The organism is Aquirufa beregesia (assembly GCF_011090385.1).
Classification (GTDB): domain Bacteria; phylum Bacteroidota; class Bacteroidia; order Cytophagales; family Spirosomataceae; genus Aquirufa; species Aquirufa beregesia.
Window position 1 is genome coordinate 386,283 of sequence record NZ_SEWW01000002.1, and the last position, 21,536, is coordinate 407,818.

The 21,536-nt window shown below is 38.4% G+C and carries 20 protein-coding genes; 3 read left to right on the top strand and 17 right to left on the bottom strand.

The features are described 5' to 3' along the window. Nucleotides 1-2: 2 nt before the first annotated feature. The 9 genes from porU to EWU23_RS05675 all read right to left on the bottom strand — a co-directional run bounded on the left by porU (nt 3) and on the right by EWU23_RS05675 (nt 10,933). The gene (gene porU, locus EWU23_RS05635) at nt 3-3,347 is read right to left on the bottom strand and encodes a type IX secretion system sortase PorU (protein ID WP_166229689.1); all 3,345 of its coding nucleotides are present in this window, start codon (nt 3,345-3,347) and stop codon (nt 3-5) included. Beyond that, a complete protein-coding gene (locus EWU23_RS05640; protein ID WP_166229691.1) occupies nt 3,307-3,945 on the bottom strand; it encodes a SprT-like domain-containing protein in 639 nt (212 codons plus the stop codon). Before EWU23_RS05640 ends, porU begins: the two co-directional genes overlap by 41 nt. Before the next feature lie 49 nt (nt 3,946-3,994). Beyond that, nucleotides 3,995-4,225 carry a hypothetical protein gene (locus tag EWU23_RS05645; protein WP_129027369.1) on the bottom strand — a complete coding sequence of 77 codons (231 nt, stop codon included), beginning with the start codon at nt 4,223-4,225 and terminating at the stop codon, nt 3,995-3,997. Between the two features lie 140 nt (nt 4,226-4,365). Beyond that, entirely contained in the window at nt 4,366-4,860 is a 495-nt protein-coding gene (locus tag EWU23_RS05650) for a GtrA family protein (protein WP_166229693.1), read from the bottom strand. A 12-nt stretch (nt 4,861-4,872) separates the two neighbouring features. Then, nucleotides 4,873-6,270, bottom strand: a complete 1,398-nt coding sequence (locus EWU23_RS05655) for an NADH-quinone oxidoreductase subunit N (RefSeq protein ID WP_166229695.1) — start codon at nt 6,268-6,270, stop codon at nt 4,873-4,875. Between the two features lie 36 nt (nt 6,271-6,306). Beyond that, entirely contained in the window at nt 6,307-7,755 is a 1,449-nt protein-coding gene (locus EWU23_RS05660; protein ID WP_166229697.1) for a complex I subunit 4 family protein, read from the bottom strand. A gap of 22 nt (nt 7,756-7,777) precedes the next feature. Further along, nucleotides 7,778-9,658, bottom strand: a complete 1,881-nt coding sequence (nuoL, locus tag EWU23_RS05665; protein WP_166229699.1) for an NADH-quinone oxidoreductase subunit L — start codon at nt 9,656-9,658, stop codon at nt 7,778-7,780. A 30-nt stretch (nt 9,659-9,688) separates the two neighbouring features. After that, on the bottom strand, nt 9,689-10,018 hold the full coding sequence (gene nuoK, locus EWU23_RS05670) for an NADH-quinone oxidoreductase subunit NuoK (RefSeq protein WP_109324234.1): 330 nt from the start codon (nt 10,016-10,018) through the stop codon (nt 9,689-9,691). A gap of 105 nt (nt 10,019-10,123) precedes the next feature. Further along, complete coding sequence (locus tag EWU23_RS05675; RefSeq protein ID WP_166229701.1) at nt 10,124-10,933, bottom strand: 3'-5' exonuclease; 810 nt, start codon at nt 10,931-10,933, stop codon at nt 10,124-10,126. 53 nt (nt 10,934-10,986) lie between these two features. On the opposite strand from EWU23_RS05675, the gene EWU23_RS05680 reads away from it, so the two are divergent. Continuing rightward, entirely contained in the window at nt 10,987-11,694 is a 708-nt protein-coding gene (locus EWU23_RS05680; RefSeq protein ID WP_166229703.1) for a YjjG family noncanonical pyrimidine nucleotidase, read from the top strand. Here EWU23_RS05680 and EWU23_RS05685 read toward each other — a convergent pair. From EWU23_RS05685 to EWU23_RS05705, 5 genes are read right to left on the bottom strand one after another with little or no spacing between them, the layout of a single operon-like run. Then, nucleotides 11,673-12,296 (bottom strand): hypothetical protein, encoded by a 624-nt coding sequence (locus EWU23_RS05685; RefSeq protein WP_166229705.1) that lies wholly within the window; start codon nt 12,294-12,296, stop codon nt 11,673-11,675. The two genes, EWU23_RS05680 and EWU23_RS05685, sit on opposite strands and share 22 nt — an antisense overlap. Nucleotides 12,297-12,304: 8 nt before the next feature. Next, complete coding sequence (locus tag EWU23_RS05690; RefSeq protein WP_166229707.1) at nt 12,305-12,607, bottom strand: (2Fe-2S) ferredoxin domain-containing protein; 303 nt, start codon at nt 12,605-12,607, stop codon at nt 12,305-12,307. Nucleotides 12,608-12,612: 5 nt separating this feature from the next. After that, the gene (locus EWU23_RS05695; RefSeq protein WP_166229709.1) at nt 12,613-13,374 is read right to left on the bottom strand and encodes an exodeoxyribonuclease III; all 762 of its coding nucleotides are present in this window, start codon (nt 13,372-13,374) and stop codon (nt 12,613-12,615) included. Nucleotides 13,375-13,378: 4 nt separating this feature from the next. Continuing rightward, nucleotides 13,379-13,744, bottom strand: a complete 366-nt coding sequence (locus EWU23_RS05700; RefSeq protein ID WP_166229711.1) for a hypothetical protein — start codon at nt 13,742-13,744, stop codon at nt 13,379-13,381. A gap of 16 nt (nt 13,745-13,760) precedes the next feature. Beyond that, on the bottom strand, nt 13,761-14,375 hold the full coding sequence (locus EWU23_RS05705) for a hypothetical protein (RefSeq protein ID WP_166229713.1): 615 nt from the start codon (nt 14,373-14,375) through the stop codon (nt 13,761-13,763). A gap of 209 nt (nt 14,376-14,584) precedes the next feature. Between EWU23_RS05705 and EWU23_RS05710 the strand changes: the two genes are divergently transcribed. Then, the gene (locus EWU23_RS05710; protein WP_166229715.1) at nt 14,585-15,901 is read left to right on the top strand and encodes a 4-hydroxy-3-methylbut-2-enyl diphosphate reductase; all 1,317 of its coding nucleotides are present in this window, start codon (nt 14,585-14,587) and stop codon (nt 15,899-15,901) included. Here EWU23_RS05710 and EWU23_RS05715 read toward each other — a convergent pair. After that, entirely contained in the window at nt 15,898-16,788 is an 891-nt protein-coding gene (locus tag EWU23_RS05715) for a fructosamine kinase family protein (RefSeq protein ID WP_166229717.1), read from the bottom strand. The genes EWU23_RS05710 and EWU23_RS05715 overlap by 4 nt on opposite strands. A 131-nt stretch (nt 16,789-16,919) precedes the next feature. Here EWU23_RS05715 and EWU23_RS05720 point away from each other — a divergent pair, with 131 nt between their 5' ends. After that, nucleotides 16,920-20,213: a hypothetical protein gene (locus EWU23_RS05720; protein WP_166229718.1), complete on the top strand. Its 3,294-nt coding sequence runs from the start codon at nt 16,920-16,922 to the stop codon at nt 20,211-20,213. Between the two features lie 118 nt (nt 20,214-20,331). On the opposite strand, the gene EWU23_RS05725 is transcribed toward EWU23_RS05720, so the two are convergent. Both EWU23_RS05725 and tsaB read right to left on the bottom strand, forming a co-directional pair. Further along, complete coding sequence (locus EWU23_RS05725) at nt 20,332-20,841, bottom strand: DUF2480 family protein (RefSeq protein WP_166229719.1); 510 nt, start codon at nt 20,839-20,841, stop codon at nt 20,332-20,334. Further along, the gene (gene tsaB, locus EWU23_RS05730) at nt 20,841-21,536 is read right to left on the bottom strand and encodes a tRNA (adenosine(37)-N6)-threonylcarbamoyltransferase complex dimerization subunit type 1 TsaB (RefSeq protein ID WP_166229721.1); all 696 of its coding nucleotides are present in this window, start codon (nt 21,534-21,536) and stop codon (nt 20,841-20,843) included. The genes EWU23_RS05725 and tsaB overlap by 1 nt, the downstream gene beginning before the upstream one ends.

Below are 21,536 nucleotides of genomic sequence, written 5' to 3' on the forward strand. Positions count from 1 at the left end.
ATTTATTTTAAGGTAGCTATTTTGCCCTTGTACTTACGGAAACCTGAACCACTTATATCTTTCATTTCAAGCATATAATAAGCCCCCATTCCTATATTTCTTATCTCAACTTCATTGAATACGAAAGAAAGATCAATGTATTCAGTCCCACCACCGAGTAAATTTCCCGTTTTTTCCACAATTGTTTGTCCCAACAGGTTGATAATTTTGAAATTATACAGGTAATCCGACCAGAATTTATCTTGCCAAAGGCGAATAGTCAACTGATCTTGGAATGGATTTGGATAAACTAGGCAAAAACTAGCTGTAAGATTCTCTTGCGAAACTTGAAAACGAAACGATGACTCGCTCATGTTATTGTTTACATCGTAACATTTTACCTGAATCTTGTATTCGCCGGGTACCAGATTTTGGAATGGATACAACACCGTCCCCTCGTTGGCTAGACCTGATCGAGGTTTGAAATAATCCAAGAGAGGTACTTTTAAGGTGTCGTTTACCAAGAAGTAACTGATGTCCCCATTGACTTTTTGCCACAGAAATCCCACATCATCTTTTAATTGAATCGCTAATTGAGGTTTCGAGCTGGTAGCCCAGATATTGGGTTCATTAGCCAAGCTTATTTGGATGCTGGGAGCTTGCTTGTCAGCTAAAGCTTGATTGCTGGCTTTGAGATACATGGTTTTAGCTCCTGCCCACACCTTTCCAGCTTGGTCCTTGCCTATCACTTTAAGGGTCACATCGTGTAAGTTGTTCAAAGTTTGAGGAATACTTTTTGGCGAGAAAGAGAGTTTGCTGTCGTTGATTTTACTGGATATCTTCCAAAATATTTCTCCTTCCAATTCATAGGAAAAGACTGGAGTTTTGGTTCCTAAGGTTTTTTGAGCACGCTTAGGACTGATTAAATACAGCTCAACATCATCTAAACCAGCAGGTATAGTAAGTATGATGGGAATTTCAGATCCTGCCATGAGCGTATCTATTGGTAGGTTAATCGACTGATAGACCCAAGGCAATGCTAAGGATGGGTCTCCCATTAAACTGATATTTCGATTAATGACTCCCGCATGGCTTTGGTTTTTGGTATCGCGGAACAAATCCCCCATTCGGTAATTGCTGTCATGGCTATGTTCTTGGATAAGCCGATAAAAAGCTTGGCCAAAGACATAATTGCTGCTTTGAAATACGGGTCTAGTGGTACTGATTAAACCTATGGCTCCACCTTGATCTGAAACGAGGCTTAATTCGGCGCCTGATAATACATTGGGATCATCAAATCTCCCAAATTGGCAAGTGGCAGTTAGTATCCAAGGAAGATGTTGGGCATTGGTGATTTTCTGTATATCCTCCGTCGTCCATATTTTTTCATCCGTCCAAACAGTTTCCGCTCCATGTCCGATAAAATGGATGAAATCACCTTGCTTTTCCCAAGCCTTTTTCACCTGTAATTTAGTGGCAGAAGAAGTGTATATCCCATTACTTAATTCCATGGGATATTGATCCAAGTAAATTTTCTGTTTCGGAAAAATGGGATTGCCCTTGGCTAAACTAGTAGAAAAATCTTCGGCATCTTGAACATGTAAATTGGAATCACCATCATCGGCAATCCAGGTAAATTGAAATAAGGAAGCTCCAGCCAATTTTTGTTTTTCGCTATAATCTATGAGCTTATTGACCAATACCATGGCTTCCTGAGGGTTTCTGGCAGGTAATCTACCTACACCAATTGAAAGACTCTCATTGATAGGAGAATCTCCTTCTGTCCATTCCCCTTGACCAGGGGCTAGAAACCCATAATAGTCGTCTGAGGCATAGCTCAGTAAAGGATGATATGATTCTCGGCTTTCATATGTGGGGACATAACTGGCTTTTTCTGAGGTAGAGGCAACTGAATTTTTGTTTTTATAATCTAGCGAAGCGTCGCCCAAAAGTATCACATAACGTAGGTGAGCATCTGCTCTATTTTTTTGATCATATAAAAAATCCCGAATGGCAGTAACGTCTTGTTTGCCACTGGAATATTCGTGGTAAATTAATTCAGTAGTAATGACAGAGGTTTTGAGATTGGCCTTCGTATTTTTATATAGGGCAAGTTTTTCTGCGGCAATTCGTAAAGCTGGGCTTGTAATGATGATGAGTTCACTGGTAGCGCTTTGCTTGATATTCTGGGTTTCGATATGCTGAATAAAACTAGGAGTACTTAATTTGCCAGGATCAAAAAGCAATAATTGACTTCCTGGTTTGGTGGTGATTTTGCCTTTGGCAATGGAATTATTTAAACTAAGCCAATCTTGTTCCCCATTTTTAATCCAAATTTGATGTTGTTTGGCTAGGTTTTGAATGGAAATGGAAAAGGTAGAATCTTGAATGTTAGTGAAATAGTACAAGGGATTTTCATTCGTGGCATTCAACAGCCGGGGATAATTGAACGAAAGGTTATTGAGGTATCCCGTTCCAACTGAATTGGCGTAATTTATTTTCCAGGTCCATTGATTATTTTTAATGGCAGGAATGACCCATGTTGAGAATTCTTTGGTTTGAATTTTTTGATCATAACGGTCCCCTGATATGCTCCCTAAAATCCAAGGAGAAAGGCTGTTGTTTTCTATATTAAAAGTGAACGTTCCTACTTTAATCGAGCTGGAGGCCAATTGTCCAAATAGCTGGGCAGCTTTACCTTCTTTATAATCTTTGATAGGATATTGAATGATTTTTTCACTATTCCCATAAAAGGCATCACCGAGCCATTGTCTTCCTGATAGAATAGCATTCGTCAAGTCAGGTTGATAGTGAAAGTGTGACCAAGCAAAATCTACACTGGGTTCTTGGCCAGCTTCCCAGGTACCTTGTTTGATTCTTGTGATTTTGGGACTATCCCAACGAATAAAATAGAAGGCGGAATCACTGTAGGGGTGGGTGTTGGTTTTCCATTTTTTTTGTTCTTTATCCCAACTAGTCAAATGAGAAGATTCAGCAAAAAAGCAAATTTGATCACCATCATCCCAAATTCCATTTTCTTCTCCCAGAAATAAACTGGCTATTGGTTCTAAGTCGGAGGTTCTAGGACTAGTAGTTAGTTGGGGCAGTACCCCTCGTTGACCTTGATAGACTACTACTTTTTGGGGATTGATGCCGCTTGGATCTATCTTATTTTTACGGAGCCATTCTTTATTTATTTGATAGACGCCAGTTTGGCTAATGGCAATTTTAGTCCAAGTTCCTGCTGATAAGACAGAAAGGGTTTGTGTTAGGCTAATGAAGGGAATTAAGAAAATAAAAATGAAACCCAAGAAGAAATGTCCAGGATTAATCGGTGGATTGGTTTTCCAATAGGCTAACTTGGGCATTTTTGGCTACTAAATAGAGTTTTCCGCTAATCTGTTCTTTGCAAATGTAACGTGTTCTACGAAGTTTCCCTTTGACCAATCGGAGGTTTTTTAGAAAAAACAATTGATTTTCTTCTAATTCATGTAAACTGATTAAGGGAGTTTCTGGATCAAACGTTTTTAGTACTTCCACTAAGGGAGTATACATAGATGAAGATGCTGTCGGGTTTTTCAGGTAGGTCTGTAGTACAGAAACGAAACGTTCAGGGAGTAATTCAGGGTCAAGGATGGGTTCAAACAAGTTGTAAAATTCCTGTTTCCATTCTTTGCCGTGGGGAGACACGTTATTTTTAAAGGCTAAGTACGTGGTTAAATGAGCGACTTCATGAATGTAAGTAACCAAAAAAGCATAAGGATTGAGGTTATGGTTGACTGTAATCTGATGCCCTTTTTTGGGAGAAAAACGGTAGTCGCCTAATTTGGAACCTCGTTCTTTACTGACAATAAAGTCAAAGGAATAATCTTGCCAAAGCTGAAAACAATACTCAGCTACGCTGGCGGGGAAATGATCGAAAAAGGATTGTATTCGTTTACTTTTGACCATTTGGGGAAAGGGCATAAAAAAAGTCCTTCGCACGCGAAGGACCTTTCTCTCTTTTGCTTAGAAATTATTTCTTAGCAGCAGTGTCAGCAGCAGCAGTGTCAGCAGCAGCAGTATCAACAGCAGCAGCAGCAGCAGTATCAACAGCTACAGAATCAGCAGCAGCTTCAGTTTTTTTCTCACCACAAGATGCCAAAGTTACCATTGCAGCAACGAAAGCTAGAGCGAATACTTTTTTCATTTTTTTGATATTTAAGGTTTGAGCTACAAAACTAATGGATTGAATTGTATCTACCAATTATTTCGACAAAAATTTTAAGAAATTTTTAAGTATTGAGGATATGATAATTGAAAAAGCCTATTTAAATCAAAATAGGCCTATTGGGGGATCTTAAAAATATTAAGTAAATCTTAAGTATTTCTAAGAATTGAATAAAATTAGCGAATTAAATCCTTGAATCGGTCGTAAAAACCACTGCTTTTGAAGGTAAAAGATTTGTGTAAAACATAGTTTGATACAAAACTAAAGCCCATCCCATTGATGGTGGTAAGTACTTGAGTGAGGTTGATTTTTTTGACAGAATAGGGTATTTTCCAATAGAAATCACTCATGATTAAGTTCAATCCACGATAAGGAATCACGCTAAAAAACCAGGTGACGAAGCCCGAAAAGGAGGCTACCATTAAGAATTTGATCATTTCTCTTCTGGTTTGCTGAGACTGGCGTGCATTGAAGGCAAATAATTTGGTTAAAATAAAGCCGACAACCAGAGAAATATAATAAGCGGGTAAAATGGACTCTTCGTAACTTACTTTGAACCAATCTTTAATAAGGCCTCCAGCTACCAATTGAACAATAGCCCCAGTTCCTGCAATGAGGAAATAGGCTAATAGGTCTTTTTTATTAAATAGTTTAGAGTTCGATTTGCTCAAAATGGCTAATGATTAGAAAACGCTTTTTACTAAGCTAGGGTAAATGCCTAAAATAATGGTTCCCAATGTGCAGGTCCAAAGAGCTATTTTGAATAGCGCAGGAACCTCTATTTTTTCGATCTCACCTGCTTTTAAATAAACAGCTATGATGCCTTTGAAATAATAGTAAATACCTACAGCCGACATTAAGATGGCTAAAATGACTGGGTAGATGATATTTCTACTAAAGGTATCTGAGAAAATAAAAAATTTACCCCAGAAACCTGCAGTCAATGGAATACCAGCCAATGAAAGCATAGAAATACTAAAGCATAATGCTAATCCAGGGTTGTTTTTAGCTAATCCCTCAAATGAACTGAAGTTTTCAGGTTTCTCTACGCGCGCACTTTGGTATTCTGAAACTAAGATCAATACGGCAAATGCCACCACTGTCGCTAGCGTATACGAAAGTGAATAATATAGAATACTAGAGGTGGTGCTAATTTGCTTGGAACTAACAGTTAATAAAAGATAACCTGCATGAGAAATACTCGAAAAGGCAAGCATTCTTTTGACACTTTGCTGGTATACCGCTGAAATATTTCCTACGACCAGTGTTAACATACTGATGAAATATACGGGAAGTACCCATATGGTATAGAGACTTCCAAAGATGCCTGAAACTAAATGAAATAATGCCGCAAAACTGGCGGTCTTCACTATGGTTGACATAAACATGGTGAAGATGGTAGGTGCTCCTTCGTATACATCGGGAGTCCAAAAATGGAATGGCGCAGCAGAAACTTTAAATAATAATCCGACAATGATTAATAACACACCAATGAACAAGAAGCTAGGCATGGATTCAGGTGCCGTGCTAGTTAGTATGGTGCCGATGTTGGAAATATAAAAAGAACGGGTTGCGCCATACACTAGCGTAATCCCAAAAAGTAAGATACCCGTGGTGAATGAGCCCATTAAGAAATACTTGATAGCGGCTTCATTGGATCTCAGATTTCTTTTATCGCTACCTGTCAAAACATACATAGCTACCGACAAGATTTCTAATCCCACAAATAAGACAATCATATGGTCAAAAGAAACCATTAAAATAGCTCCTACAACAGAAAATAACATGATGGCATAATATTCTGCGGGATGAGTGTGTTCATCATCTTGACCAAATGCCTTAGAAAATGCGACGACAAAAAAGGCCGCTAATTGTATGATAAGGCTAAAATTAATGGAGGTATTGGTGGTACGAAACATGTTTCCAAACCACAATAATTCATGATTCCAGTCAGAAACTGTCAAAGCCATGGACACCACTAAAAATAATAGGGTGATCAATTGTATTGTTTTTCTTGGGAACCAAAATCCTAAGAATAAATTACTAATACCAAAAAGAGATAAAGCAATGATAGCCGTCATAATTGTATGCGATGCTGTTTATGTATTTTTGGGCTTCTATTTTAATAAAGAAACCAAAGCCTGAACACCTGGTTCAGTTAAATTTAAAATCCATGTAGGGTAAACTCCACCTCCAATAACTAAAGCACAAAGTGGAATTAATACCCATTTCTCGGCAGAACTCAAGTCTTCAAAGTCTTTGGTGATGCGAGAAAAGTTACCAAACATAGTCTTTTGAATCAAACGTAAGGTATAAACAGCACCTAAAATAATGGTGATACTTGCTACTATACCTAGGATCATGTCATGATCAAATACACTTTTTAATAGTAAAAATTCACCGATGAATCCGTTTGTCAAAGGCAAGGCTACGGAACCTAAACTTAGAATAACAAAAGCTACAGTTAATACGTAGGAGTATTGGGTAATACCTCCCATTTGAGCTATTTCTCTAGATTTTGTTCTTCTTTCAATGATTTCAATAATGAAGAATAGACCTACTATATTGATACCGTGGGATAACATTTGATATAAAGCCCCTTGAATACCTTCTAAACTTTGACTTAAAATACCTGCCGACATCAAGCCAACGTGAGCAAAAGATGAATAGGCCAATAAACGCTTGGCATCTTTTTGTTGAATGGCAATAACTGAACCATAAATGATTCCAATCACCGATAGGATGGTAGCGGTGTTTCCCCAAGTAATGATTCCCAATGGGAACATCGGTAAAACCAAACGAATAAGTCCGTAGGTACCCATTTTTAACATGATACCTGAAAGTAGCATGGTGGCTTGGGTAGGAGCTACTGTATAGGTATCTGGTTGCCATGTGTGGAATGGGAAAATAGGCATCTTGATGGCGAAAGCAATAAAAAAGGCTAAGAATAAATTCCCTTGAATATGCTCTGGCAACATGATGGCCGTTTGGTATAAGGTTTCAATATCCGATGAATGACTACCTGGTGTAACTAAATACACATAGATTAAACCAATCAATAAGAATAATGAGCCAAATAAAGTATACACAAAGAATTTGAAGGTGATAGCATTTTTGTTTTCTCCTCCATAAATGGCTGCTAGGAAATAGATTGGCAATAAAGAGGCCTCAAAGAAAAAGTAAAATAAGAAGGCATCTTTAGCTAAAAATGCTCCCATCAAAGCCGTTTGCATGGCCAACATTAAACCTTGGTATTGCGAGTTATTAGCTTTATCCGAATTTGCAGTAGTAGCAACAATGAATGGAACCATTAGGGCACAAAGAGCAATTAGAATACCATTGACTCCATCTACCCAAAGGGAAAATGAAATACCTGCTTCTTCAATCCAAGGTTTCGTGAATACTAAACCATTTTCAGCAGCAGCGGCATCTTGTAGGACCAGTACGGTGGCAACTAATTCAATGATGGACGCTATCAATGAGATAGCAAAAGCTTGTTTAGGCTTTGCAACCAAAAGAATGGCGCCTATAACAAGTGGGAAAAAGAGTATAAATAGTAAAGACATACCTTATTATTTCAAAGATGAATTATAATATTCGTGAGCGAAGCGTTAAAACTAAGATAAGCGCAATAGATACGACCATCATAAAAATATAGTAACCTACATTTCCAGTTTGAGCTTTTCTAATTTCATCTGAAGCCGTTTTAACCGTTTTACCAACACCTTCCACGATTAAGTCAATCACCAAGAAATCAATTACCTGTGCAAGGAAAGTAGATAATACTTGGATGGGACGTACGAATACGAAATCGTATATTTCATCAATATAGAATTTACGATAAATGACTTTTTGTATACCTTGAATCGACTCATCACTTCCTGGAACTGCTTTTTGAATTCCAAAATAATAGATGGCTAAAATAGCAGGTAAGAATGCCGCTAATAAAGGGGCTCCCATTTCTAAACTAAAGAAAGAAACCTCTCCCGCAGTATGTGGCTCGGGTAAGATAGGGGCTAACCAATGTGCTAGGAATTCATTCCCTCCTGCAAAGTGAGGCAAATTAATTAAACCACCGCTTACTGAGAATACCGCTAAGATGATTAATGGGATAGTCATGCTCCAGGGAGATTCATGCAAATGAGAAGCTTGTTTTTCTGTCCCTCTAAAATCACCCCAAAACGTTAGAATGAAAACGCGGAACATGTAAAAGGACGTCAAGGCTGAGCCTACTATCGCTAAACACCACATAGCAAAGTCGTGGTGATACAAAGCAGCTAAGATTTCATCTTTGGAAAAGAATCCTGCAAATGGAGGAATTCCAGAAATGGCAATAGTACCTAATAAGAAAGTCAAATAGGTAATAGGCATTTTACTTTTTAAACCTCCCATTTTACGAATGTCTTGTTCATCCGACATGGCATGTATCACCGATCCTGCTCCTAAGAACAACAAAGCTTTGAAAAAAGCGTGAGTCATCACATGGAAAAAAGAAGCTGTATAGGCGGAAGCACCAAGACCCATGAACATATATCCCAATTGAGATACAGTTGAGTAGGCCAATACTTTTTTAATGTCATTTTGGAATAGGCCAATGGCCGCACCTAATAAGGCTGTGGCTAAACCAATCCAACCGACAAAATGCAATACTTCTGGACTTAATTCAAATAAGGCATTGGCACGGATAACCATGTAAATACCGGCCGTTACCATGGTAGCAGCATGTATTAAAGCGGAAACCGGTGTTGGACCAGCCATCGCATCCGGTAACCAAGTAAATAAGGGTATTTGGGCAGACTTACCCATGGCACCAATGAACAAGCAGAAGGCGATTAGGCCAATATTACCTACTTCGGTTCCGTCTTTAATTGTTGAAAAAATCGTTTGATAATCCGTGGTTCCAAACTCTTGAATCAATAGGAATATACCTACCAAGAATCCTAAATCACCGATACGGTTCATAATGAAGGCCTTTCTGGCGGCATCCCCATAGCTGTTCTTCTGATTCCAGAATCCAATTAATAAATATGAGCACAAACCTACACCTTCCCAACCAATGAATAATACCGTGAAGTTGGCTCCTAAAACCAAGATCAACATGAAGAAGATAAAGAGGTTTAAAAAGGAGAAAAATTTGCCAAAACCAGCATCATGAGCCATATAGCCCATAGAATACAAGTGAATCAAGGTACCTACACCTGTGATGACCAATAGCATCATGATGGATAAGGCATCTATCTGGAAAGCAAAAGGAATACTTAAATCAGCTACTTTGATCCAATCAGCTAATTGAATGATTTGAGTCTGACCATCAAAGTTTAAAAATAGTTGAAGAGAGATCACAAAGGCTACTAATGGAGGGATAGTTCCCACGATTCCAGCGATTGATTTCGATAATTTCGGATAAGCCAAACCATTGATGGCAAAACCAATCAGTGGTAAAAGAGGAATTAATAGAAGTAATGACATAGTCGAATATGCGATGAAATTGTGCTGAAATTAATTTTTTAACTTATTAAGCACACCAATATCGATGCTTTGAATGTTACGATAAATCATAACGATAATCGCCAAGCCCACAGCCACTTCGGCGGCGGCTACGGCCATAATAAAAAAGACAAATATTTGTCCTGAAGGATCGGAGTAATACGAAGAAAATGCTGCTAGCAATAAATTTACCGCGTTAAGCATCAATTCAATGGCCATAAATACGATGATGGCATTTCGGCGAGTAAGTACACCCAATATTCCAATACAAAACAAGGCTGAACTCAGCATGATGTAATTGGTCAATGGAATGGTACGTATTATTTCGGGTATGGATTGCATGGTAAAAATGTAATGGTCAAATAAACAAATTGCCTATTCAAACGAATGCTTTTATGCGGGGCAAAAATAGGAAATAAACTGACAAAATAGAAATTATCTAGGGGGCTAACGCTGAAATCCTTTTAATTTAATTTCCGTCAATTTCCGTTTGGTGTCCATCGGAAAATCCCCTTTCATCATCCAATCGTAATACGAGGGATCCGATTTTAACACATCTGCTATCGGTCTTCCAATGTATTTGCCAAAGTTAAATACCGCTACTTGATCTTTATTATACACCATCCGATTGGCAAAATCAATGGAATTAGAAGCACTTAGTTGATGTAAAACAGTTACATCATTCTGAATAGGGTAATACTCATTTCCCTCGGCATCTTTCATAGCCGTATTTTCGTAATGCTTCACCTGGGCATTTAATACTTCCAAAGTAGCCAAAACATCCGCTTCAGCACCGTGAGCTCCTATCAGGTCTTTTTGGCAATAAAACTTATATGCTGCTGTTAAATTACGCGGTTCCATCATGTGGAATATCCGTTGAGCATCTACCAAGCGTCTGCTTTTTGTATCAAAATCAACGTCACTGCGCAGAAACTCCTCCACCAACATGGGTACATCGAAGCGGTTGGAATTAAATCCTGCTAAATCGCAACCCTCTAAAAATTGGGCCATGGATTTGGCAATTTGTTTGAAATTGGGCTCGTCTTTGATGTCCTCATCGTAAATTCCATGGACCAAAGAAGCTTCCAGCGGAATAGGAATTCCTGGATTTACTCGACGAGTTTTGATATCAATCGTGCCATCAATGTTTGCCTTGGCTATGGAAATTTCCACGATTCTATCTTTTTGTACCTGTATTCCGGTTGTTTCTAAATCAAAGAAGGCAAGCGGTTTGGTTAATTTCAGTTGATGCTCCATAGTATATTGCTCATAAAGGCTTCGCAAAGGTAAATGATTATTACCTTTGTTGGATGATATTTCAGCCTAAAGCCATTTTTTTTGATTGGGACCATACCTTATGGGACCATGACCGTAATTCCCAAGAAGTGATACTGGAACTAGTGGAAGAATTTGGCTTAGACAAACAAAGTCCGCTATCTGTCTCCTCTATTTGGGATACCTATCAACAAATCAATACGGCTTTATGGGATGATTATCAAATGGGCTTGATCTCTCAAAGTGAATTACGCGAATCTCGTTTTTTACGCTTTTTTGAAGCCATAAAAGTACAAGGGCCTGCCGATGAGTTTTCAGAGCATTTTTTATTTAGAACACCTCGTAAAACCCATTTGATGAAAGGTGCTCAGGAATTGGTGGAAGCCCTTTCTCCGCATTTCCCTTTGTATATTTTAACGAATGGATTTGAAGATATTCAACATATCAAAGTGGCATCTTCTGGTCTTGGGCATCATTTTAAGGAATTAATTACGTCTCAAGGAGTAGGCGCCAAAAAACCTGAAATCGCCTTTTTCGAACATGCGCTCCAACGAGCGAATTGTCAAGCTCATGAGGCCTTGATGGTAGGGGACAATTGGCATGCAGATATCCATGGGGCCAATCAAGCTGGGATTCCAGCTATACATTATAATTTGTCGCATGCTTCAGAAGCAATTTGGCAAATCTCCGACCTTCAACATGTGAAAAATCACCTGAAAATTTATTCGAATAAGGATAATTGATTGTCGTTTGCCTTGCGGTCAAATATCTTTTTATCTCGAATGAATTTTTTATTTTCCTCCAAAAAGGAAATGAAACCTTCTATTTGTTGGTATAATGGATTGAAGTCCACTGATTGTAAAAGGTAGGATTCGACATAGACATCCTTGAAATCAGTGATGACATAATCCAATTGCTCGATGCCATATTTCTGAAGTCCCAGTAAATAGAGATTTTGATGGTTTTTAGCGAAACGACCAGGCTCATAGAAAGAGGTACTTTTTAAATCAAAAGCTGTCTTATCACCCACGCCATCTACATAGCCATATACCATGGCATTTTTATAGCGAGACTCTACATAAAACTGGGTTTTATATTTATTGGGCAATAATTCCCTCGCTTTATCAATGACCCCTTCTTGGAATAATTCTTCCCCTTCACCCAGTGTAACTGCTCGTTCAAAATCCACCCCCTTTTTTTGTGCTACGGTAGTTGGCTTTTTAACCCGATTGATACGCTCAATCATTTCAATTTCATCGACAATAATTTTGCCGTTTCCATCGCGTGATTGATTTAGATATAAAGCGTAAGAATTGAGTAGGGTAGGGTATAAACGATACAGCATGATGCAATTTATCCAATTTCAAGGCGAGATACAATCTCGTTTCCAATTAAGTGTTTTTCGGTAATTTCTGCGACATCTTCTAATTGAACATTGCCATAAAATACCCCTTCTGGATATACGACCATGCTCGGGCTCTTACCACAGAAATCTAAACAACCTGCTTTTTGTATTCTGATTTTTTGATCACTTCCTGTTTCTGCCCATTGGGCTTTGAACGCTTCAACTAATGCCATACCATGTTCTGATCCACAACATTTTTTCGGAGCAGGCTTATCATTAGTACAAATAAATACGTGTTTTTCGTAATACATAGGTGTTAATTAAGATGTATAACCACTGGGCAGTGGTCGGAATGTTTAACTTCGGGTAAAATCTGGGCATGCGAAATACGATCACGTAAGGATTCGCTAACTAGATGATAATCAATACGCCAACCTAAATTCTTGCCTCTAGCCCCTGCTCGGTAACTCCACCAGCTGTAATGATGGGGTTCTGAATTGATATGTCGGAATGAGTCCACAAATCCCGAATGGATGAAACTTTCCATCCATTCTCTTTCTTCAGGCAAAAAGCCAGAGCTGTTCGCATTGGATTTTGGGTTATGAATGTCTATGGCTTTATGACAAATATTGTAGTCGCCTGAAATGATTAAGTGAGGAATTTCTTTTTTTAATTGCTCAATATATTGATAGAAATCCGATAGCCAAATCATTTTAAATCCTTGTCTTTCATCTCCACTGGACCCTGAAGGCATGTATACACTCATCACGGAAAAATCCTCAAAATCCGCTCGTATTACTCTTCCCTCCGCATCATATTTTTCAATGCCACATCCAATAGTGACGGCTTTTGGCGCAATTTTAGAAAAAATGGCAACTCCAGAATAACCTTTCTTTTGGGCAGAATGCCAATACACTTGATAGCCTAATGCCTCAATGGCTGAAGTATCCACTTGATCGATGTCCGCTTTCAATTCTTGCAAACAAAGCACATCAGGATTTTCTTCCTTCAGCCAATCAATAAAACCTTTTTGAATGGCGGCTCTAATACCATTAACGTTGTACGAAATAATTTTCATAAGCTTAAGCTTGTTCTGGGCTAAATACTTCTGATTTGAAATACTGAATGATATGGGCTTTTATGAGAATTTCCTGTTCCTTTAGGGGCATTTGAGGCACGGCCTGTACTAAATTCCAATGTGGCCATCCTTCGGCATCTAGACCTTCTAAAGTGTAAAATCCGCTGAAGCTCAATACTTTACAGGTTGCAATGTGCATTAAATCCTGTTTTTGCTCCTTACTGAAAGTAGCATGACCTTTCCCCAATTCTTGAACTCCAATCAAAAAAAGAACGGAGTCAACATCAGCGGGCCTTTTATTGAATTGAGTTTCAAGGAAATCAAGAACTTGATTCCATTCAGAAGTAACAATGCTAGGTTCAAAATCCATGGGTAAGCAGTAACAATTAGTTCTGCAAAGCTACTTTGAATTTGGCAGATTCAAGCACGGCTTGTTGACCTTTTGGATTATTGGCGATTAGAATTAATTCGCCCTCGACAAAATTCGACGTTATTTTTGTGATATTGACACGGCCTACGCCATTCTTAACTCCTTCTTTATTAGGCAAACTAGATTCGAAGAAATTATTTTTATCCTGGTAATTATCTAGGTTTTTAATCAAATTGCCGATGTTGGAAATTTCCCCATCTCCTGGGATAAAATAGGTTCCAGGGCCTTTAATCTTATAAATCTTTAAATAAACGGATTCAAGGTTTTTTTCCTGAGTGCAAGAAAGTGTTAGTACGGGATTTCCCATTTCATTTTTTACTAGAGCCTCAATATTCTTGGTTTCTATGCGGTGGTAATTTTCATCATCAAAAACTATTTTACCTGCAAAGAAGCCTGGTTCAACGGGTTTTTCCGAAAATGAAGATTGATAACTAAACATGAACACGATAATTCCTAAACCCGCATATAAAATGTTAATGGGGTATTTCACGAAAGAAATGAAGAAAACGCCAATAGGGTTTTTATCAATTTTCTGCCAAAATCGGACTTTCGATGAAGTAGATTTGTTCATACTTTTTTTGGCTTAACGGGTAGAAACAGGAATGTTGAGAAGAAAATCAGCTACAAAAATATTATAACTATACTGATTTGCCAAGATTTACTCGATTATTTAATACTTGATTTATTAAGTGGTTATTTTTTTAATAGTTAATAGAATTGTAAATCAATTGGTAAATTTGAAAACTGTTAATCCATTTATTAGTTATTAAGGTTGTGTAAATGAAAGAGGATCAAGATCAATCAGTTTTAAAGTATCGGTTCGCCAATGGTAGAACTGAAAAAAGAAATTTTAAGAAAATGAAGTCTTTTTCTATTCCTTCCTTATTTAAAAGTGAATTGATTAGTCGAGTCAAGGAAGTGCGTCGTTTAGGGGATAAGCTCAAAAAGAATTTTAAGCCTTCTGTATTTGATTTTGGCTCTGTGGAAATACTCCTTTCTCGGCATTTTGGCTTTTGTTATGGGGTGGAAAATGCGGTAGAAACAGCCTACAAGATTATAGAAGACAATCCTCAGAAGCGCATATTTTTACTTTCTGAAATGATTCATAATCCAGCCGTGAATGCAGATTTATTGGATTTAGGAGTGAAGTTCATTCAGGATACCTATGGCAATCAGTTGGTTGCTTGGGACACCTTGACCAAAGAAGATATTGTTATCATTCCGGCCTTTGGTACTACACTAGAAATCCATGCCATTTTAGATAAAATTGGAATTGATTTATATGCTTATGATACCACCTGTCCGTTTGTAGAAAAAGTATGGAATCGAGCCAATCAAATAGGACAAAATAAATACACGGTGGTGGTACATGGAAAACCTAGTCACGAGGAAACCAAAGCCACTTTTTCCCATTCCAAAGTGGTTACCCCCACCTTGATTGTGAAAGACCTGGAACAAGCTAAACGCTTGGCCTATTATATTCGAAAAGAAAAACCTTCCCAAGAGTTTTATGAGGAATTTGAGGGTCAGTTTTCGCAAGGTTTTGACCCAGAAAGAGATTTAGAGCGAATAGGCGTGGTTAATCAAACTACCATGTTAGCGATTGATACTCAAGAAATTGTAGAATATTTGAAAGCTGAAATTGTTCGTTTTTATCAATTGGAGCCACACCAAATTACTGCCCATTTTGCAGATACCCGAGATACATTATGCTATGCCACCAATGATAACCAAAGTGCGACCTATGGCTTAATAGCTGAGGAAGCGGATTTTGCCATCATCGCTGGTGGTTATAATTCATCGAATACCTCCCATTTAGTGGATTTGTGTCAGGAGAAATTACCTTCTTATTTCATCAAGTCAGCTGAAAAATTGATTTCAGAAAATGAAATTCTTCATTTTGATAATAAAAATAAAGAAGAGGTTTTAATCCAAGGGTTCGTTCCCCAAAAGCCTAAAGTTCGTGTTTTATTGACTTGTGGAGCATCCTGCCCTGATGCGGTCATTGAAGAAATTCTTCGAAAATTAGTTTCATTTTTCCCAGATGCAAAGGGTGTAGACGAGGTGGTAGAAAACTGGACCTTAGCTCAGGCTTAATTCAAATAGGAATCTAGTATTTTGTTTACGGCAGGTAAGTAACCTTCTCCAAACAAATTGACGTGTACCATTAATGGGTATAAATTGTAGAGGGGAATTCGCTCATGGAATCCTTTTAAAATCGGGAAAGCTTCATGATAAGCTTCATAAAATTCTTTTTCAAAGCCTCCAAACATGGTGGTGAAAGCAATTTCTGCTTCTCTCAAACCAAAATAACAAGAAGGATCCACCAAGCTCACTAAGCCGTGTTGATTGACCATGGCATTACCCGACCATAAATCTCCATGAATTAGAGCAGATTGTTCATTGGGAATGATGGATGGGATTTTGTTGTACAGTTTTTCAAATGCCTCATTCGTAGCACCATCAATTTTTCTGTGGTATAAGGCGGTATCTACTTGAAACTTTATGCGGTTTTGAATGAAAAAATCCACTCCTTGTAGGTTCCATGTGTTCACCTGTTTAGCTGCTCCTATGAAATTGTCATAGTCCAAGCCATGTCCTTGAGAGGAACTTGTTTGATGTAAATGCGCCAATTTAATTCCAAAATCACTCCAGTAATTTTCTTTTTTCTCCGCGGAAGAAATACACTCCATGACCAGGTATTCTTTTTCATCCAATTGTCCTACGCCCAATACCTGCGGAACAGGAATGGTGTTGGAGGAGGCTATCAAAGCCAAATTTTTTGATTCTGCTTGGAACAATCCTTGGTGATCACCTTGGTTCCATTTGATGAAAAATTCTCCTTGTGCTAACTTGACACGAACGGCTAGATTAAAATTACCTCCATAGAAAAATTGAAAGTCCTCAATGGTTCCAATTTCGCCTAAATTTTGGCGGAGTATACTTTCAATAAATTGATACTGTTCTTGTGATTGTTGTGACATGCTGGAGTCAATATTCTTCAAAAATACCAAAATAGAAACTCATGGGCAATTTTATTTTGTCTCATTCATGAATGGTATGCGTATGAAAATTCGTATTTTCAAGTTCTGACTAGTTCTGATTAGCAAAACCCGTGTACAATCCGCTTCAAAACCAATTACGAAACTATCACTGGCAACTTTCTCGAAAGGAGTTGTGGAAATCCTTGATACATGCTGCTATCTGGATATTATGCTTGGCATTTTTCTTGATTTTATGGGAATATTTAGCCTGGTTTTCATCGGCCATTCGGGGTATATTTTTATATGCATTTTTTATAGGTTCAGCAGGAATTCTCCTATTCTTTGTCCGAAAATCTGTTTGGGATTTAATGCGCCCATTGAATCAAGGAGATTATTATCAACTAGCCATTAGTTTAGGTAAATATTTGCCTACGCAGCATGCCGATGCCTTAATTAATGTACTTCAATTACAAAATCAAGAGCCAGAGCATTCCATAGCATTGTGGCAAGCAGCGATTGAAGAAAAACAATCCTTTTTGAAACAGTACCGCTGGGAGGATTTTATTCAGTTAAATGAGTTAAAAAAACCTTTTTTCTTGTTTTTGACCCTTTTTGCTTTGTTGGGAATGGGTCAACTGACTTTCCCTAATCTATTTCGAAAGCCGAGTTTGCGTATTTGGAATTACTCTTTTCATTACCCCAAAGAAATCCCTTTTGAATTTGTCGTCCTAAATAAACCTTTTCAAGCTGTTGCGGGAGAAAACACAGAATTTCTCATTGAATTAAAAGGCAAAAATTTACCAAGTGAAGTGATTTTGCATTGGGAGGGAGAGCGAATACCTTTAAATCCCACCGAGAAAGTCAATCAATTTCGAGGACTAATTCCTGCCGTTCAAGTGGAGAAATGGCTACAGTTTGAGGCGGGGGGATATTTTTCTGAGCCTCAGCTTTTGCCCCTGGTGCACCGGCCAGGTTTAAAAGAAATGACCATGCAGTTGATTTATCCTAGTTATTTAAAGAAGCCAAGCGAAACGATACATCAAGCCATACCCTTGAAAATTCCTGAGGGAACTACCGTCCATTGGGAAATGACATCATCTGGTGCGGAGGAATTAGGAATACAGTTTCAAAATAAACTCTTGGTAGATTGGGCAAGTCCTAATTTGTTAAGAACAAGGTATCAATTGACCCGAATAATCAGCCAAAGTAGCGGCTATCAAGTTGTGGCAAAAAATGCCCAGATGCCTGTTCAAAAAAGTGTTATGCAAGCTATTGAGGTGATTTTGGATCAAAGACCGAGCCTGCAGACTCAGTGGCTGGATGATACGTTGTATTATCGTTTTAGGGTGTTGAATGCCTTGATAGAAGATGATTATGCTTTGGGTCAAATGCGGCTAGCTTATCAGATCAAGAGAAAAAGTGCCAAAGGTCTTTCTGTCAAAAAGACCCAATGGATTCCAATTCAGAAAGGAGCTAAGCGCTTGGAAGTGGAGTATATCTGGCGAATAGATTCATTGGCTTTACAACCAGGAGATCAGGTTCATTATCGAGTAGAGGTTTCAGATCAAGATGGGTTGCATGGACCTAAGTGGACACAGACTGGCCTCCAAATTTGGGAATATCCTGAGCTACAGCGTTTGGAAAAGAAAATGGATCAACAAGTGGATCAGGCTGAAAAACAAGTGTTGAATTCGCTTCAAAAGGCTCAAAATATGAAACAAGAAATCAACGAATTGACCAAACGAGTTCAGTTGGGGAAAGAAGTTGATTTGAAAGCTTTACAAGAAGTATTGGATAAAGAGGCGGCTTTGAAAAAGACTATTGAAGAGCTTAAAAAGATGCAAGAACAATGGATGGGTCAACAAATGAGTTTTCAGCAGGTGGACCAAGCATGGATGAAAAAGATGGAAAACTTGCAGAAAATGATTTCTCAGCTATGGGATCCTGACATGGAAAAACGACGAGACGCCTTGTTGAAAAACTGGGAAAAAGAATCGGCAACCCTATGGCAAAAACATTTGGATCAAATGCGTAACCAAGGGAAGAATATGGAGCGGGAATTGGAGAGATTGCAGCAGTTTTATCAGGAATTGAAAGTGGAAAAAATGATGGATGAATCCATTTCTCGTTGGAAGGAATTGGCTAAAAAGCAGGAGGAATTAAGTGAAAAGAACAATGGAAAAAATGAGCAAGAATTAGCTAAACAGCAAGAAGCCCTGAATAAGGAGGTGGCAGAGGAAAGGAAAAAATTGGACGAGATTGCTCAAGAGAAAAAGGAGATTCCCGGTGAACAGGATTTGGATAAGGAAGAGAAATTGCAGGAGGAGATGGAGGAAAATTTGGATAATGCAGAAGAAAATTTAAAGAATAAGCAGTCTAAACAAGCGGAAACCAATCAAAAGAAAGCGGCTGAGAAAATGAAAAAATTAGCCAAGAAATTGGAAGAGCAACAAGAGCAACAAGAATCCATGGAAGTGGCATTAAATTTAGCTCAACTTCGCTTGTTGATGGAGGATTTATTGCAACTTTCTTTTGATCAGGAACGCATCATGAAGGCCTATAAAAAGATTCCTACAGGGGACCTGGCCGTAAGACAAATTTCACAGGAACAAAACAAGTTGGGTGAGATGGCTACTATCTTGGAAGATAGTTTGATTTCATTGGGGAAAAAATTGATGCCTTTGTCCCAGACGATCACCAAGGAAACAACTAACATGAAACAAAGGATGCAAGAGGCTTCCCGAATGATGAAGGAGCGTAAATGGGATATTGTTCCGGTAAGGCAACAAGAAGCCATGGCAGCGACAAACCAGCTGGCAGTTTTGTTGTCAGATTTATTAAGACAAGTTCAAGATCAAGCAGCACAAGCCAAATCTGGAAAGAAAGGCAAGTCGAAAGGAAACTCAAAGGGGAATTGGGGGCAAAGGCAGCAGCAATTGAATCAAAAAGCCAGAAAAATGGGGGCGCAGTCCATGATGATTACCAATGAGGAATTGATTAAAATGGCAGAGGAGCAAGCGCAGATTCGCCAAGAAATGGAGCAGAAGATGAACGAATTACAAGGGCAGCCTGGTAGTCAAGGGTTGCAGAAATCCTTGTCAGACTTAATCAAGGACATGGACAAAAATGAGTCCGACTTGGTGAATAAACGCTTGAATAATTCGTTGCAGCAGCGTCAGGATCAAATGCTACCGCGATTGATGGAAGCAGAAAAGGCATTAAAAGAACAAGGGGAAGACCCTAAACGGGAATCAAAAACGGCCTTGCAAAAATGGAAGGAAAACCCTCCTCCCAACTTAGTTCCTTTCCTAAAAAGGCAGAAAGAGAATCGAGATTTATTTCAACAAGTACCAGTGGATCTTTTGCCTTATTATCAGCAAAAAGTGATGCAATATATGGAGAAGATTAAGCAAAAAATGAAGTGATTTTTTCCTAACGCTGGCAAGGTTCTAAACCTTGACAGCGTTGTCAAAACGAATAAGATTTTATACTTATTGTCCAATAAGTTGATATTCAAAAAGCAGGTAAATCTGACAGGAAATTTTATGATTTCTTTTTAAAAAGAGGCACCGTACTGCAAGGTTCACCAAAGAATAGGCTTTTCACCAAAGGCTGTAGTTTATGGGCAATTTGTACATAAGCATCGGTTGGAACCGATTCTTTCGAACAGCCTTTAATCACCACTCTGGCCCCTTCTAGATCTTGAGTGACTAATTCATCAATACTTTGTTTGAACAGAATTTTCTCTAAATCTTCCAAAGTGCCAAAAACAATGGTTTTGGCATACGGACTTAGGTGAATACTTAATAGCATAAAAGCCCATGTTGGTATAATGGCATCATTACTACACCCAACAGCCACATGTTTACCTTGATAGCTTGCCCAGTCATGTTCAGCAAGGAAATGACGAAAGTCTTTTTCTTTTAAAACTAGCTCCATGAATAACTGTGGCTTCATGTCCAAAAAGATTCGTTCACCCGGAATTCGCATTTCTTCTAGGTCCAATTGAATTAAACCACTTTGCTTTACTCGATTGACGATTTCCTCTTCCATTATACTACTTTATTTCTAGGCTGAGTGCCCATGAATTCTTTCAAATAATCAGGTTCTAAGCTAACCAAATCTTGGAAGTTTTTGTTCAAATATTCTTGAAAGGCTAAAGACCCCATGAATTGTGCTTCAGGAAATAATGGTTCTTTAACAAATTGAACATCAGGATGCTGGCAGATGCTTTGCCATTTTTCTGCACCATTACCAAAGGTAATTAAAAGCGTTTCTTGTAATTCAGCAAAGGAATGTTCATCCAAAATGACGGCTTTTGAAGCTTGTACCTCTTGCAAATCGTCTAGTTCATAGCAGGCCGCATAAACCTCCATTCTTCGGGCATCTAGCATAGGAAGTAGTCGGACTTGAGAATTGCTCCTTTGGGTCTGACGGAAACCTTGGGCTAATATTTTTAAAGTAGGTAGTGCTATTAATGGTATGTCCAATCCAAAACATAATCCTTTGGCTGTTGCTAAACCAATTCTTAAACCGGTATAAGAACCTGGTCCCATAGAAACAGCTATGGCTTCTACATGGGATAAATTCAATCCATTTTCTTGTAATAGTGATTCAATTAAAACCGTTAATTGTTTGGAATGACCACCCTCTTCTACAATTAATTTTTGAGCTACTAACTCTCCGTTTTGATGGATCGCCACGGAACATGTAGGGGTAGAAGTTTCTATACTAAGAATCAAATTCAT